The organism is Paracoccus indicus, assembly GCF_003056335.1.
GTDB lineage: Bacteria > Pseudomonadota > Alphaproteobacteria > Rhodobacterales > Rhodobacteraceae > Paracoccus > Paracoccus indicus.
This window is the reverse complement of record NZ_PYWA01000005.1, coordinates 165,214-179,912: the sequence shown is the minus strand read 5'-3', so window position 1 is coordinate 179,912 and position 14,699 is coordinate 165,214. Positions and strand designations below refer to the sequence as shown.

The following is a 14,699-nucleotide window of genomic DNA, read 5'->3' as shown; positions in this document are numbered from 1 at the left end:
ATGCGCGGTCATGCCGCAGCGTTCTATCACGGGCGCGTCGTCGTCGCGCCCGTGACGATCGGTCAATAGCTGCGGATCAGACCCACAAGGCGGCCTTGGATGCGTACGCGATCCTCGGGTAGCAGCCGGGTCTCATAGGCCGGATTGGCAGCTTCCAGCGCGATCATCGCACCCTTGCGGCGATAGCGTTTCAACGTAGCTTCCTGGTCGTCGACAAGCGCCACGATGATATCGCCGGTTTCGGCGGTATCCTGTTCGCGGATCACAACGACATCGCCATCGTTGATTCCGGCATCGATCATCGAATCGCCGGTGACCTCCAGCGCATAGTGGTGTTCGCGACCCGCCAGCATGGTGCCCGGCACCGCGACGTGATGCGACACCTCCGAGATTGCCTCGATTGGGACACCCGCCGCGATACGGCCCATCAGCGGCAATTGGACCGCGGGGCTGTCAACGACCGTCATCGCGCCGCGCGGCCGCGCCGGACGCGTGTTCGAGATGACGCGCGGCGTGAAGGCAGGTTTTACCTTGGGCTCGGCCGGATTTGCCAGATGGGCCAAGGCGTCGGGCAGGCGCAGCACCTCCAGTGCACGGGCGCGGTGGGGAAGGCGGCGGATGAAGCCGCGCTCCTCCAGCGCGGTCACGAGGCGGTGGATGCCGGATTTGGAGCGCAGGTCCAGCGCATCTTTCATTTCATCGAATGACGGCGGCACGCCATCACGGACCATTCGTTTCTGGATGAATTCCAGCAGTTGGATCTGCTTTTTTGTCAACATGGCCCAGCCTCATCGATATGTTCCGTTAATGTTCTAGCCGATGGCCCGAATCACGTCAATCAGTTGGCCGCATGAAGATGAAAAAACAGTTAATTGTCAGAGACCAAGGGGAATGTACTCCATGATCTCGTCGGCCTGCCGCGCGGGGTCATGCGGAGGTCTGATCAGCAATGCGTCCGCCTGTGCCATCAGTGACAGTCGCGCGGAATCCTGATCGTCGAATGGTGTGATGACGGGCGTGATGCCTGACCAGTCGAGACGCGCGCGCAGATAATGCTGGCGCGGACCTTCGGGGCGCATGGGGCATCCAAGCCGGGCATGTCCAATGCGAACATCGGTCGGAAGACCCTGCATCGCACGGATCAGAGGCTGCATGAACAAAAGGCCACAAGTCATTGCCGAGACGGGATTACCGGGCAGTCCAAGCATTGCCGAATTTTGCAGCCGCCCAGCCATCAGCGGTTTGCCGGGGCGCATCGCGATCTTGTAGAAGGCACGATCCAGACCCAGCTCCGCCGCGATCTTGCCGATTAGATCATGATCTCCGACCGAGGCGCCGCCGATTGTCACGATCAGATCTGCATCGTCGGCCGCCGCAAAGCTGTCCCGCAGGCTCTGATCCGTATCGCGGGCGATGGGCAGGATGCGCGGAACGCCGCCGGCCTGCGTCACCATCGCCGCAATCGCCAGATCGTTCGAGCTGATGATCTGACCGGGCGCAGGGTCGCTGCCGGGGGGCAGTAGTTCGTCGCCACCCGCCAGTACCGCCACCACGGGGCGTTTGGCGACGACGACCTCGGGCAGGTTCATGGCAGCCAGCAGGCCGATGTCGGCAGCCGTCAGGATACGGCCCGGCGCCACTGCGTCGCCCTCGGCGAAATCATTGCCCCTGGCGCGAATGTTGCGGCCCGATGAACGCGTCTCGACCCGGATGGTGTCGCCGTCGCGGGTGATGTTTTCCTGCAGTTCGACATGGTCCAAGCCTGCGGGGACCGGTGCACCGGTGAAGATGCGGATGGCCTGACCGGCCTTGGCCTGTCCTTGCCATGGGTGACCCGCGGCTGCCGTCCCCACCACCTGCATGGAGCCGTCCATATCTGCGCTGCGCATCGCATAGCCATCCATCGCCGAGGCGTCGAAAGGCGGTTGCGTCAGCCGCGAAATGGCGGGGTGCAACAGCGCACGCCCATGGGCCTGTGCCAGCGGGACGGTTTCCGGCACCGGCTTCTGCGCCAGGGCCAGAACGCGGGTCAGGGCCTCGGCGACCGAAATCACGGCCGCGCCTCGTAGAGGCCCGATTTGCCACCTTCCTTACGCAGCAGGCGGATGTCGGTGATCTGCATGGATTTCTCGGCGGCCTTCAGCATGTCGTAGATGGTCAGGCAGGCGGTGGTGACGGCGGTCAGGGCCTCCATCTCGACGCCGGTGCGACCGGTGGTGCGGACCGTGGCGGTGACGCGGACGCCGGGCAGGCTGTCGTCGGGGGTCAACTCCAACGCGACCTTGGCGATGGGCAGCGGATGGCACAGCGGGATCAGATCGGCGGTGCGTTTCGCCCCCATGATCCCCGCCAGCCGTGCAACGCCCAGCACGTCGCCCTTGGCCGCGCCGCCCTTGGCCAGCGCCAGCGTCTCGGCGGTCATGATGACGCAGCCGGTTGCCACCGCCTCGCGCGCGGTTTCCTCCTTGGAGGAGACATCGACCATATGCGCCTGACCGGCGGCGTCGAAATGCGTCAGGGTCATGCCGGGACATCCAGAATGGCGCGGGTTGCGGCGGTGACATCATCCTGACGCATCATGCTTTCCCCGATCAGGAAGCGACGGGCGCCGACCTGCATCATCTGGCCAAGGTCGGCGGCGGTGAACAGGCCGCTTTCGCAGACGACATGGCGATCGGCAGGAATGCGCGGCGCCAGTTCGCGCGTCACATCAAGTGTGACCTCGAAGGTCTTGAGATTGCGGTTGTTAATTCCGATCATCGGTGACTTCAGACGCAGGGCCCGGTCCAGTTCCTCGGCGTTGTGGACCTCGATCAGGGCGTCCATGCCCCAATGGGTCGCGGCATCTTCCAGCTCGGCGGCCAAGGCATCATTGACGGATGCCATGATGATCAGGATACAATCGGCGCCCCAGGCCCGTGCCTCGGCCACCTGATAGGTGTCATGCATGAAGTCCTTGCGCAGCGCAGGCAGATCGCAGGCGTCACGGGCGGCGCTCAGAAACTCGGGGGCGCCCTGAAAGCTGGGGCCGTCGGTCAGGACCGACAGGCAGGCCGCACCACCGGCCTGATAGGCGCGGGCCAGTTCGGCGGGCGCGAAATCGGGCCGGATCAAACCTTTCGAGGGGCTGGCCTTCTTGATTTCGGCGATCAGCGCGGGGCCATGTTCTGCGGCCGCATCCAGCGCACGGGCAAAACCACGGGGGGCCAAGGCGGCGCGGGCTGCGGCCTCGACATCGGCCAGCGGGCGTGCAGCCTTGGCGGCCGCGATTTCGTCCAGCTTGTAGGCCTTGATCTTTTCGAGAATATCCATGGGTCCGGTTCTAACGCTGCCTTTGGGTCGAGGGAAGGGGACCTATGCGGTCCAGTCGATGGGCGTGCGGCCATTCGCTGCCAGCCAGTCGTTGATGCGGCTGAAGGGGCGGCTGCCGAAGAAGCCGCGCCGTGCCGACAGCGGCGAGGGATGCGCCGTGGCGATCACCAGATCCTGCGGGCGGGCCAGATCGGCCAGCGTCTTCTGCGCATGGTTGCCCCACAGCAGGAAGGCCAGCGGACCGTGATCCTGTGCCGCCGTCACGGTTTGACGTGCCAGATGATGCCAGCCCCATTTCGCATGGACGCCAGCCTGACCCGGCAGGACGCTGAGCGCGCTGTTCAGCAGCAGCACCCCCTGGCGCGCCCAGCCCGACAGGTCGCCGGTCGCGGGGGTATCGCCAATGTCGTCCTGCAGTTCGACATAGATGTTGCGCAGGGATCGCGGCAAAGGCGTTTCGGGCGTCACCGAAAATGCCAGTCCGTTCGCATGGCCGGGGGTGGGATAGGGGTCCTGACCAAGGATCACCACGCGGGTCTTGCTTGGTGTGGTCGCCTGCAAGGCGGCAAAGACCCGATCGGGTCCCGGCAGCCATTCCTGTTCCGCCAGCCGGTCGCGGATGGCGGGCCACTCTTTGGTAAAGAACGGCAATTCGGCCCAAGCGTCGGGGGGTGTCATGCCTCGGGCGGGCCCGTGACCTGCGACAAGGCAACAAGGCGGGCCTTGGCCGCGCCGCTGTCGATGGATTCGGCGGCCATCTGCGCGCCGTCCTTCAGATCGCCGACCTTGCCCGCCACCAGCAGCGCCGCCGCCGAATTCAGCAGCACCGCATCGCGATAGGCGCCGGTCTGACCCTCCAGCAAGGCGCGGAAGGCGGCGGCGTTCTGTTCGGGTTCGCCACCGATGATATCCTCGAAGGGGTGGCGGGGCAGGCCCGCATCTTCGGGGGTGATGGTGAATTCGCTGATCTGACCGTCCTTGAGGGCGGCGACATGGCTTTCCTCGGCGATGCTCAGCTCATCCGTGCCGTCGCCGCCGTGGACCAGCCATGCCGCGTCCGACCCCAGATCGCGCAGGACCTCGGCCATGGGGCGGATCCATTCGGCGCTGAAGGCACCCGTCAGCTGGCGCCGGACCGAGGCCGGATTGGTCAGCGGTCCCAGCAGGTTGAAGACGGTTCTTGTCCCAAGCTCGGTGCGCGGTGGGCCGACATGGCGCATGGCGGGATGATGCATCGGCGCCATCATGAAGCAGATGCCGGCCTGATTGATGGCCTGCTGGGCGACGGCCGGGCCGCCCATGACGTTGATGCCCATCTTGACCAGCGCATCCGCTGCACCCGATTTCGACGACAGGTTGCGGTTGCCATGCTTGGCAACCGGCACGCCAGCCCCCGCCACGACGAATGCCGTCGCGGTCGAGATGTTCAGCGTGCCCTTGCCATCGCCACCCGTTCCCACGATGTCCATGGCCCCCGCAGGTGCGGTCACGCGGTTCATGCGGTTGCGCATGGCGCGGGCGGCGGCGGCGATTTCCTGCACCGTCTCGCCGCGGACCCGCAGTGCCATCAGCAACCCGCCTATCTGGGCGGGGGTGGCCGCGCCGTCGAAGAGGGCGGAGAATGCGGTCTCGGCCTCGGGGCCGGTCAGGGGGCGGGTGGCTGCGATCCCGATCAACGGGCGGATGTCGGTCATGCGGCGGCCTCTGCCTTGGTGCAGCGGGACAGGAAGGTGCGGATCATCTCGTGCCCGTTTTCCGAGGCGATGGATTCAGGGTGAAACTGCACACCCTCGATCGGCAGGTCGCGGTGGATCAGCCCCATGATGGTGCCGTCATCGGATGTCGCCGTGACCCGCAGGCAATCGGGCAGGCTTTCCGGCTGGACCGTCAGCGAATGATAGCGCGTGGCATTCATGGGCGAGGGCAGGCCCGCGAAGACCCCCGTGCCGTCATGGCTGATCGCATCGACCTTGCCATGCAGGATGCGGGTCGCGCGCACGATCTTGCCGCCGAAGGCCTGACCGATCGACTGATGGCCCAGGCAGACGCCCAGCAGCGGGATGCGCCGATCCGCGGCCGCCTTGATAAGGTCCAGGCAGATACCCGCCTGATCGGGGTCGCATGGCCCGGGCGAGATCACGATCCCCTCGGGGTTCATGGCCAGCGCGTCCTCGACGCTCAGCTGGTCGTTGCGGCGCACGGTGACCTCGGCGCCAGCCTCCCCCATGTAGTGGACGAGGTTCCAGGTGAAGCTGTCGTAATTGTCGATCAGGAGGATCATCGGCTTGGCACCTTGTCGTCAGGGAGTTTGGGACTTCGCGCGGGGGCATGAGGGAAGGCGGTGAATGGGGGCGGTTTCCCCCCGCGAGAGCGTCCGCTATAGATGGGCCAAACCGCGCCCGAGGGTCAAGACCGGGCGATCAAAATGGCGCGACCGCGCCGCGAAGGACATGAGGGGCAGATGGCACGGGGAATACTGACAGGCGCGGTTCACGGCGCACTGCTGGGGGCGGTGGCACTGGTGGGCCTGTCGCTGCTGGCGCCCTTGCCGCAGCCGGATGTCACCGCGCCCGGCGACGAGACGCCATCGGGGCGGATGGATCTGCCGGTCGGGTCCGAATTCGGGCGGGCGGGCGATCTGGCCCCGCGTGCGCCCGCGCCGATCCGCCCCACCGACAGCGACCGCGCGTCCGAGCCCATGGCCGTGACCGCCCCCGTGGCCGAACCGGCCCCCCGTCCCGTAACCGACGACAACGCTCGGCCCGATGCGCTGGCAGGCGACCGCATTCCGGCCCCAAGCCAGCCTGCGCCCGCCGATGACGCCCCCGATCTGCAACTGCCGGGGGCTGCCGCCGATGCGCCGATGTTGCGCAGCCTGCCGGGTCTGGCGCTCGATGCGCCGCAGGACAGCCTGCCCAACCTGGCGGCCATCCCCGATGCCGCCGAGGCGCAGCCCGAACCTGCGCCCGCCATGCCCGCCCCCGGGCTGGACCTGTCGCTGCCCCCCGATCTGACCGATCTGCGCAAGATGGAACGCAACTGAGATGACCCTGATCAATCCCGCCCTGGCCGCCACATTCGCCCCGCCCGTGATGGAGGCCCGCCGCTGGCTGGAGGGCGTGACCTTTGCGCCCGACCGCCCGCTGATCAACGTCAGCCAGGCCGCCCCCGTCGATGCGCCGCCCCTCGGCCTGCGTCAGGCCATCGCCGAGGCCGCCCTGAACCGCCACGAGGCGCATCTCTATGGGCCGGTGCTGGGCAATTCGGACCTGCGTGATGCGGTGGCGGCGCGGTTTTCCGCAGCCTATGGCGAGACGCTGACCGGCGGGAACGTGGCGATCACCCAAGGCTGCAACCAAGCGTTCTGTGCCGCCATGGCGACGCTGGCCGGGGCGGGCGATCAGGTGATCGTGCCGACGCCCTGGTACTTCAATCACAAGATGTGGCTGGACATGTCGGGCGTGCAGGCGGTGCCCTTGCCCTGCGGCGATGCGATGCTGCCCGATCCGGAACACGCCCGCGCCCTGATCACGCCCAGCACCCGCGCCATCGTGCTGGTGACGCCGAACAACCCCTCGGGCGCGGAATATCCCGCCGAGCTGGTAGGGCGCTTTTTCGATCTGGCGCAAAGCCACGGGATCGCGCTTGTGGTAGACGAAACCTATCGCGATTTCGACAGCCGCACGGGCGCGCCCCACGACCTGTTCCAGCGGCCCGATTGGGACGACACGCTGATCCAGCTTTACAGCTTTTCCAAAGCCTATCGCCTGACGGGGCATCGTGTCGGCGCTCTGGTCGCGGGCCATGACCGGCTGGTGCAGGTCGAGAAGTTTCTGGATACCGTCGCCATTTCCCCGGCCCAGCTGGGGCAGGTGGGGGCGGTCTGGGGGCTGGCCAATCTTGACGACTGGCTGGCCGGTGAACGGGCCGAGATCCTGGCACGCCGCCATGCCACCGAAACCGCCCTTGCCGATCTGCCGGGCTGGAGGCTGAAAAGCGCGGGTGCCTATTTTGCTTGGGTGGAGCATCCCTTCGACGAAAGCTCGGCCGATCTGGCGCGGCGGATGGTGGCGGATATCGGCGTGCTGGCGCTGCCAGGAACCATGTTCACCCCCGATAACGACCTGTCGGGCCAGCGTCACCTTCGCCTGGCCTTTGCTAACGTTGATGCCAGCGGGATCGCGGGATTGGCACGGCGGCTGGCCGGGCTTCAGGCCTGATCCACTTGTGGCGCGGGGCGCGGCGTCCTAAAGACGGTCAAGACACGACCACGAGGAAGGCCGCGCCATGTCACAGCTGCGAACCAAGGGCAAATCGACCGTCGTCTGGATCCTTCTGGGTCTGATGGTCCTGGGGCTGGGGGGCTTCGGCGTCACCAGCTTTTCAGGGGGCACGACCGAGGTCGGCTCGGTCGGCGACACGAAGATCACCGCGGATGAATACGCCCGCGCCCTGCAGAACCAGATGCGCAGCCTGTCCCAGCAGACCGGCCAGCAGATCACCATGGCGCAGGCCCAGCAGATGGGTCTGCCCGCGATGGTCCAGGGCCAGCTGATCGGTGCCGCGGCCCTTGCCGAACAGGCGCGGCGGATCGGCGTTTCCGTGGGCGATGAAAAGGTCGCGCAGACGATCATGCAGGCTGGTGCCTTCCAGGGCCCGAACGGCAGCTTCGACCGCACCGCCTATTCCGAGATCCTGCGACGTGAGCGTCTGACCGAAGCGGATTTCGAAAAGACCGTGCGCGACGACGAATCCCGCCTGATCCTGCAACAGGCCGTTGCCGATGGCGTCTCGGCCCCCGCGCCGATGGTCGATCAGACCGCACGCTGGCTGTTGCAGACGCGTGATTTTTCCTGGCGCGAACTGACCGAGGATGATCTGGCCGAACCTGTCGCCGATCCCGACGAGGCGACCTTGAAGGCCTGGCACGAGGCGAACGGCGATCGCTTCACCGCGCCCGAAACCCGCAAGATCAGTTATGCCTGGATCAACCCCGATATGCTGTCGGGCGAGGTTCAGCTGGACGAGGCCGCGCTTCGTGATGTCTATGACCGCAACATCGATCAGTTCCAGCGTCCCGAACGCCGGATGGTCGGCCGCCTCGTCTTCCCGACCGAAGCCGATGCCCAGGCTGCACGCGACCAGATCGACGCGGGCGACAAGCCCTTCGAGGCCTTCGTGGTCGAACGCGGGCTGACGCTGGACGACATCGATCTGGGCGAGGTCGCGCGCGACGAACTGGGCCAGGCCGCCGATGCCGTCTTTGCTGCCGAACAGCCGGGCGTCGTGGGTCCGGTGCAGACCGACCTTGGGCCGGCGCTGTTTTCCGTGAACGCGATCCTCGACCCGGTCGACATCTCGTTTGAGGATGCGCGCGACGACCTGCGCGGCGAAGCGGCCCTCAGCCGCGCCGCGCGTCAGATCCAGGACCGCGCGTCCGACTACGAGGACCTGCTGGCCGGCGGTGCCACCCTGGAGGAACTGGCCGAGGAAACCGAACTGCAGCTGGGTCAGGTCGATTGGACCGCCGAAGGCAGTCCCGAGGAAGGCAGCATTGCCGGATACGAAGGTTTCCGCGAACGTGCCGCCGACATCACCACCAGCGATTTCCCGCAGCTTTTCGAATTGGCTGATGGCGGCGTCTTCGCCATGCGTCTGGACGAGATTGTTCCGCCGACCCTGAGGCCCTTCGACGAGGTCAGGGATGAGGTGCTGGCCGATTGGAAGCAGGCCGAACTGCAGCGCCGCTTGCTGGATCTGGCGTCGGAACAGCGGCTTGCGGCGGTCGCCGAAACCTCGCCCGGGGCCGATGCGGAACCGCAGGCCGAGGAAACCGCCGCCTTGGAATGGAACAGCGAAACCGACATGGCGCGCAGCGACTACATGCGCGGCCTGCCGCCCCAGATCTTGTCGCAGGCCTTCAACCTGGCCGAACCGGGTGACGTCAGCGTCGTCGATGCAGGCGACCGCGTCTTCGTGCTGCGGCTGGACCAGATCACGGATGCGGATCTTTCCAGCGACGACGCGGTCCAGATCGTCGACTCGGTGCAATCGCGCCTGAACCAATCCCTGCAGGGCGACATCTTCGAATATTATGCCCGCCACGTGCAGCACAATTCGAAGGTGCAGATCAACCAGCAGGCCATCAACGCCATCAACGCGCAGGTTCAGTGATGCAACTGACGCCCGACTTCGATACCTTTCAAGCCCAATGGGCTGCGGGCCACAACCAGCTGGTGACCATCCGGCTGGCCGCCGATCTTGACACCCCCGTCAGCCTGATGCTGAAGCTGGCCGAAGCCGCCCCGCAAAGCTTCATGCTGGAATCCGTGACGGGGGGCGAGGTTCGCGGTCGCTATTCCATCGTCGGCATGAAGCCGGATCTGATCTGGGAATGCCGCGACGGCAAGGCGCGGATCAATCGTCAGGCGCGCTTCACCGAAGATTACGCCGACGATCCGCGTCCCGCGCTGGACAGCCTGCGCGCCCTGATCGCCGAAAGCCGGATCGAGACCATGCCCGAGGGCGTCCCGCCCGTTGCCGCCGGTCTGTTCGGCTATCTGGGCTACGACATGATCCGGCTGGTCGAGGATCTGCCGGATGTGAACCCCGATCCGCTGGACACGCCGGACGCGATGATGATGCGCCCCTCGGTCGTGGCGGTGCTGGACGGCGTCAAGGGCGAGGTGACGCTTTGCGCGCCCGCTTGGCACGACGGCAACGACAACGCCCGCGCTGCCTATGCGCGGGCTGCCGAGCGGGTCATGGATGCGCTGCGGTCGCTGGACCGCCAACCGACCGAGCCGCGCGCCTTGGGCGACGACATGCAGATCGGCGCCCCGGTGTCGAACTTCGCCAAGCCGGACTATCTGGCGGCGGTGGAAAAGGCCAAGGAATACATCCGCGCGGGCGACATCTTCCAGGTGGTGCCCAGCCAGCGCTGGCGGCTGGATTTCCCGCTGCCGCCCTTCGCGCTCTATCGCAGCCTGCGCCGCACCAACCCGTCGCCCTTCATGTTCTTCCTGAACATGGGCAGCTTCCAGATCGTCGGGGCCAGCCCCGAGATCCTGGTTCGCCTGCGCAATGGCGAAGTGACGATCCGTCCCATCGCGGGTACCCGCCCGCGTGGCGCCGACGAGGCGCAGGACCGCGCACTGGAGGCCGACCTGTTGGGCGACCAGAAAGAGCTGGCCGAACATCTGATGCTGCTGGACCTTGGTCGCAACGATGTCGGTCGCGTCGCCAAGCCCGGCACTGTCCGCCCGACCGAGAAGTTCGTCATCGAACGCTACAGCCATGTCATGCATATCGTCTCGAACGTGGTTGGCGAATTGCGCGATGGGGAAGATGCCCTCTCGGCACTGCTGGCGGGCCTGCCGGCGGGGACCGTCTCGGGTGCGCCAAAGGTCCGCGCCATGCAGATCATCGACGAGTTGGAGCCGGAAAAGCGCGGCGTCTATGGCGGGGCCGTGGGCTATTTCGCCGCCAATGGCGAGATGGATATGTGCATCGCGTTGCGGACCGGGGTCGTGAAGGATCAGGCGCTTTACATTCAAGCGGGGGGTGGTGTCGTCTATGACAGCGACCCCGAGGCCGAATTCCAGGAAACCATGAACAAAAGCCGTGCGCTTCAACGGGCTGCCGAGGCCGCAGCCCAGTTCGTTCGTGGCAACTATTGATCCAAACAGCTTCCGGACATGAAGAAAGGCGGCCCGAACAGGGCCGCCTTTTTCACTCTAGATTCTAATGGGTCGGACAGCCTATCAATTGGCCGGTGCGGTCTCTTCTTCGGTTTCCATGGTGGCTGCATCACCATCCATGTCGCCGTCCATATCACCGTCCATGTCGGTTTCCATGGTGTCCTCGGTGGCGATCGGCTCACCCTCGGCGACGCCTTCTTCGGCCATCGGTTCGGCGGCGGGCTCGGTTGCCATCGTATCGGTTGCGGCCGGATCGGCGGTCATGTCACCGTCGGTGGCCATGTCACCTGCCATGTCACCAGCGGCTTCCTGATCACGGAAGACGTATTCCGGTGCGGCGTCAGCCTCTTCCTCGGTCAGATCGGTGGTGATCTCTTGTGCGTCAGAGTTGATGGTCAGATCGGTCCACGGCAAGGCGATTTGCTTTTCACCGATACCCAGGAAGCCACCCACGCCAATGATTGCGGCCTTCATCTCGCCGGTTTCGCTGTCGACGATCAGGTCATTGATGTCGCCGATGGCATTGCCGTCGGGCGAGGTGACCGATGTGCCGGTGATCCAGTCGACGCGCCATTCGTTCTCGGCCTGCTGCTGCTCGACCTTCTCGGCGGCCGATGCGGCGGCTGCTGCCTCATCTGCGTCTTCCATTTCGGCGTCGGCGTTTTCCATCGCCGGATCGGCCATCGTGTCCGTGCCTTCGGTTTCCATCGGCGCGGTTTCGGTCTGCTCCATCGCGGGATCGGTGGCGGGCTCGGCCTCTTGGGCGAATGCGGCACCGAAGGTCATCGGCAGGGCAATGGCAGTGGTCAAAAGAAGATTACGCATAGTGTCCTCCTGGTTTTCCATTTGCGGGCTGCCTGTGCACCCCGCGATTGAATGCACAATGCGCAGATCAGGAAAGAGGTTCCCCGCCGAAACGGGTTCGACGGGGAGCGGACAAGCAAGTCTTTGTGATGGAACCTTAGTCCTCGCCGCGGAACGGCTGGACGTATTGCAGCGCCATGTCCCAAGGGAAATAGATCCAGGTATCCTGGCTGACCTCGGTGACATAGCTGTTCACCATCGGCTTGCCCTTGGGCTTGGCATAGACCGTGGCCATATGGGCCTTGGGATACATCTCGCGGATCAGTTCCAGCGTGCGACCGCTGTCGACCAGATCGTCGACGACCAGGATGCCGTCGCCGTCGCCCATCAGTTCGGGGTCGGGCTTCTTCAGCACCGTCAGCCCGGATTGTTCCTGCCGGTGATAGGATTTCACGCTGATGGTGTCGATCGTGCGGATGTCCAGTTCGCGTGCGACGATCATCGCGGGGACCAGGCCGCCGCGGGTCACGGCCAGGACGGCGCGCCATTCCTGTTCTTCCATCCGCCAGGCCAAGGCGCGGGCGTCGCGGTGCAGCTGGTCCCAGCTGATGTGAAAACCTTTTTCGTGGGGCAGACGATCCGTCATGCGTCTATTTCCTTCCTCAGGGATTCACGACCAGTGAGAGGCCCAGCAATGCAATCGCCAGGCCGGCCCCGCGGTCGATCCAGAACTTCGTGGCATGATAACGGTCCCGCAACCACGGCAACGCCATCAAACAGGCCAGTGCGGTATAGAATAACAGCTCGACCGACAAGGCTGTCAGATAGATTGTTCCCCGGTCGGCGACGCTGAGGACGGCGGGGAAGATCGACAGAAGAATGGCGGAATAGAAAAGCGCAGGCTTGGGGTTCGACATGTTCAACGCCATGCCGGACCAGAACCCGGGTCGGCCCTTGGTCGTGGCGGGGTCGGGCACGGGATCGGCCGCATGACGCCACATCTTGGACCCGATCCAAAGCAGGTAGATGCCGCCTGCGATCCGCATGGCCGTCAGCGTCCAGGGGAACAGGCGGAAGATCACTGTCAGTCCCAGCAGCGCGAAGAGGCACCACGCCGATGCGCCGATCGCCAATCCCCAGCCATAGGGCAGGGCATGGCGGCGTCCATGGGCAAAGGTGCCTTGGCTGATCGCGATGACGCCGGGGCCGGGCGACAGGATCGCCAGCGCCAGCGTCGCCACGAAGATGCTCAGCTGGTCGACCGAGATGGTGATCATGCCCGACCGCCCCCTTGTTCGTCAGTCTTTCTTGACCGTCGCGATGTCGGGCGCATCGACGGCCTTCATGCCCACGACGTGATAGCCCGCATCGACATGATGCGTTTCACCGGTGACGCCGGCACCAAGGCGCGACAGCAGGTAGAGGGCGGAATTGCCCACGTCCTCCTGCGTGACATTGCGACGCAGCGGAGAGTTCAGCTCGTTCCACTTCATGATGTAACGGAAGTCGCCGATGCCCGATGCGGCCAGCGTCTTGATCGGACCTGCGCTGATGGCGTTGACGCGAATGTTGTCCTTGCCGAAATCCTCGGCCAGGTAGCGGACCGATGCTTCCAGCGCGGCCTTGGCGACGCCCATGACGTTGTAATGCGGCATGACGCGTTCGGCACCGTAATAGGTCAGCGTCAGCATCGAGCCGCCATCCGTCATCATCGCAGCAGCCCGGCGGGCGACGGCGGTGAATGAATAGACGGAAATATCCATCGTCATCAGGAAGTTGTCGCGCGTGGTCTCGGCATAGCGGCCCCGCAGCTGTTCCTTGTCAGAAAATCCGATTGCATGGACGATGAAGTCCAGCTTGTCCCATTTCGCGGCCAGATCGCCGAACAGCCGGTCGATGGATTCACCGTTCGACACGTCGCAGGGCAGCACGGTGTCGGACCCCAACTGGGCTGCCAGCGGGTCGACGCGCTTCTTCAGCGACTCGCCCTGATAGCTGAATGCCAGTTCGGCACCTTCGGCCGCTAGGGCCTTTGCGATGCCCCAGGCAATCGACTTGTCGTTGGCCAACCCCATGATCAGACCGCGCTTGCCGGCCATCAGGCCTGACCTCTGCTCGCTTGACATGTCCCGTCCCTCGCGCTTTCAACCGTTTAAGCGGTGATTATGCCGTTTACCCTGCCGCATCAAGCACAAGGAACGGATGATGACAGATCGGACCGGAATCTTCGCGGGGGACGACCCTTTCGACATCACCCGCGCATGGCTGGCCGAGGCCGAGGCCAGCGAGATCAACGATCCCAACGCCATTGCCCTGTCGACGGTCGATGCCGAGGGCATGCCCGACACGCGGATGGTGTTGCTGAAGGATATCGACGGGCAGGGGCAGGATGGATCTTTCGTCTTCTACACCAATTACGACAGTGCCAAGGGGCGCCAGATCAGCGCGACGGGCAAGGCGTCCTTCGTGATGCACTGGAAGTCGCTGCGCCGACAGATCCGCGTCCGGGGCACCGTCACGCGCGAGGAGGGGCCGCAGGCCGATGCCTATTACAACAGCCGGGCACTGAAGAGCAGGCTGGGGGCCTGGGCCTCGCCACAATCGCAGCCGTTGGAAAATCGTGCGGCGCTGGTCGCGGCTGTCGCAAAAGTGTCACTGAAGCATGGTACCACCCCCGACCGCCCTCCGTTCTGGGGCGGATTCCGAATCAGCCCGTCCCAGATCGAGTTCTGGGCTGACGGCGCCTTTCGGCTTCATGATCGTTTTGTCTGGGTCAGACAGGCGGAAGGTCGCTGGAAAGTCACGCGTTTGGCACCATAAGCTTGACGAATGCGCTGCATGGGCCAAGATGAGGGAACGTGGTTCGTCGCTCTGCCCGGGTGG

Annotated in this window: 16 protein-coding genes; 5 read left to right on the top strand and 11 right to left on the bottom strand. The window is 65.1% G+C overall.

Annotated features, from left to right (window positions below; genetic code table 11):
* Positions 1-62: 62 nt before the first annotated feature.
* The 7 genes from lexA to DDE75_RS10020 form a co-directional block, all read right to left on the bottom strand.
* Complete coding sequence (gene lexA, locus DDE75_RS10050) at positions 63-779, bottom strand: transcriptional repressor LexA (RefSeq protein ID WP_108502241.1); 717 nt, start codon at positions 777-779, stop codon at positions 63-65.
* Positions 780-875: 96 nt separating this feature from the next.
* A complete protein-coding gene (locus DDE75_RS10045; RefSeq protein ID WP_108502240.1) occupies positions 876-2,054 on the bottom strand; it encodes a molybdopterin molybdotransferase MoeA in 1,179 nt (392 codons plus the stop codon).
* Positions 2,051-2,524, bottom strand: coding sequence for a cyclic pyranopterin monophosphate synthase MoaC (gene moaC, locus DDE75_RS10040; protein WP_108502239.1), 474 nt, complete (start codon positions 2,522-2,524; stop codon positions 2,051-2,053). Before moaC ends, DDE75_RS10045 begins: the two co-directional genes overlap by 4 nt.
* A complete protein-coding gene (gene trpC, locus DDE75_RS10035) occupies positions 2,521-3,312 on the bottom strand; it encodes an indole-3-glycerol phosphate synthase TrpC (protein WP_108502238.1) in 792 nt (263 codons plus the stop codon). The genes moaC and trpC overlap by 4 nt, the downstream gene beginning before the upstream one ends.
* A 42-nt stretch (positions 3,313-3,354) precedes the next feature.
* Entirely contained in the window at positions 3,355-3,990 is a 636-nt protein-coding gene (locus DDE75_RS10030) for a uracil-DNA glycosylase (RefSeq protein ID WP_108502237.1), read from the bottom strand.
* Positions 3,987-5,006, bottom strand: coding sequence for an anthranilate phosphoribosyltransferase (gene trpD, locus DDE75_RS10025; RefSeq protein WP_108502236.1), 1,020 nt, complete (start codon positions 5,004-5,006; stop codon positions 3,987-3,989). The genes DDE75_RS10030 and trpD overlap by 4 nt, the downstream gene beginning before the upstream one ends.
* Positions 5,003-5,593: an anthranilate synthase component II gene (locus DDE75_RS10020; protein WP_108502235.1), complete on the bottom strand. Its 591-nt coding sequence runs from the start codon at positions 5,591-5,593 to the stop codon at positions 5,003-5,005. The genes trpD and DDE75_RS10020 overlap by 4 nt, the downstream gene beginning before the upstream one ends.
* A gap of 180 nt (positions 5,594-5,773) precedes the next feature.
* Here DDE75_RS10020 and DDE75_RS10015 point away from each other — a divergent pair, with 180 nt between their 5' ends.
* The 4 genes from DDE75_RS10015 (at position 5,774) to trpE (ending at position 10,991) form a co-directional block, all read left to right on the top strand.
* Positions 5,774-6,355 (top strand): hypothetical protein, encoded by a 582-nt coding sequence (locus tag DDE75_RS10015; protein WP_162798974.1) that lies wholly within the window; start codon positions 5,774-5,776, stop codon positions 6,353-6,355.
* Position 6,356: 1 nt separating this feature from the next.
* Positions 6,357-7,532, top strand: a complete 1,176-nt coding sequence (locus DDE75_RS10010; protein ID WP_108502233.1) for an aminotransferase — start codon at positions 6,357-6,359, stop codon at positions 7,530-7,532.
* Between the two features lie 67 nt (positions 7,533-7,599).
* The gene (locus DDE75_RS10005) at positions 7,600-9,486 is read left to right on the top strand and encodes a peptidylprolyl isomerase (RefSeq protein ID WP_245894694.1); all 1,887 of its coding nucleotides are present in this window, start codon (positions 7,600-7,602) and stop codon (positions 9,484-9,486) included.
* Positions 9,486-10,991: an anthranilate synthase component I gene (trpE, locus tag DDE75_RS10000; protein WP_108502232.1), complete on the top strand. Its 1,506-nt coding sequence runs from the start codon at positions 9,486-9,488 to the stop codon at positions 10,989-10,991. Before DDE75_RS10005 ends, trpE begins: the two co-directional genes overlap by 1 nt.
* 84 nt (positions 10,992-11,075) lie before the next feature.
* Here the strand turns inward: trpE and DDE75_RS09995 are convergent, their stop codons facing one another.
* From DDE75_RS09995 to fabI, 4 genes are all read right to left on the bottom strand, one after another.
* The gene (locus DDE75_RS09995; protein ID WP_162798973.1) at positions 11,076-11,837 is read right to left on the bottom strand and encodes a PRC-barrel domain-containing protein; all 762 of its coding nucleotides are present in this window, start codon (positions 11,835-11,837) and stop codon (positions 11,076-11,078) included.
* 136 nt (positions 11,838-11,973) lie between these two features.
* Entirely contained in the window at positions 11,974-12,462 is a 489-nt protein-coding gene (gene gpt / locus DDE75_RS09990) for a xanthine phosphoribosyltransferase (RefSeq protein WP_072296239.1), read from the bottom strand.
* A 16-nt stretch (positions 12,463-12,478) separates the two neighbouring features.
* On the bottom strand, positions 12,479-13,093 hold the full coding sequence (locus tag DDE75_RS09985; protein ID WP_245894693.1) for a LysE family translocator: 615 nt from the start codon (positions 13,091-13,093) through the stop codon (positions 12,479-12,481).
* 21 nt (positions 13,094-13,114) lie between these two features.
* Positions 13,115-13,942, bottom strand: coding sequence for an enoyl-ACP reductase FabI (fabI, locus tag DDE75_RS09980; RefSeq protein ID WP_108502230.1), 828 nt, complete (start codon positions 13,940-13,942; stop codon positions 13,115-13,117).
* Between the two features lie 79 nt (positions 13,943-14,021).
* Here fabI and pdxH point away from each other — a divergent pair, with 79 nt between their 5' ends.
* The gene (gene pdxH / locus DDE75_RS09975; protein ID WP_108502394.1) at positions 14,022-14,636 is read left to right on the top strand and encodes a pyridoxamine 5'-phosphate oxidase; all 615 of its coding nucleotides are present in this window, start codon (positions 14,022-14,024) and stop codon (positions 14,634-14,636) included.
* Positions 14,637-14,699 lie beyond the last annotated feature (63 nt).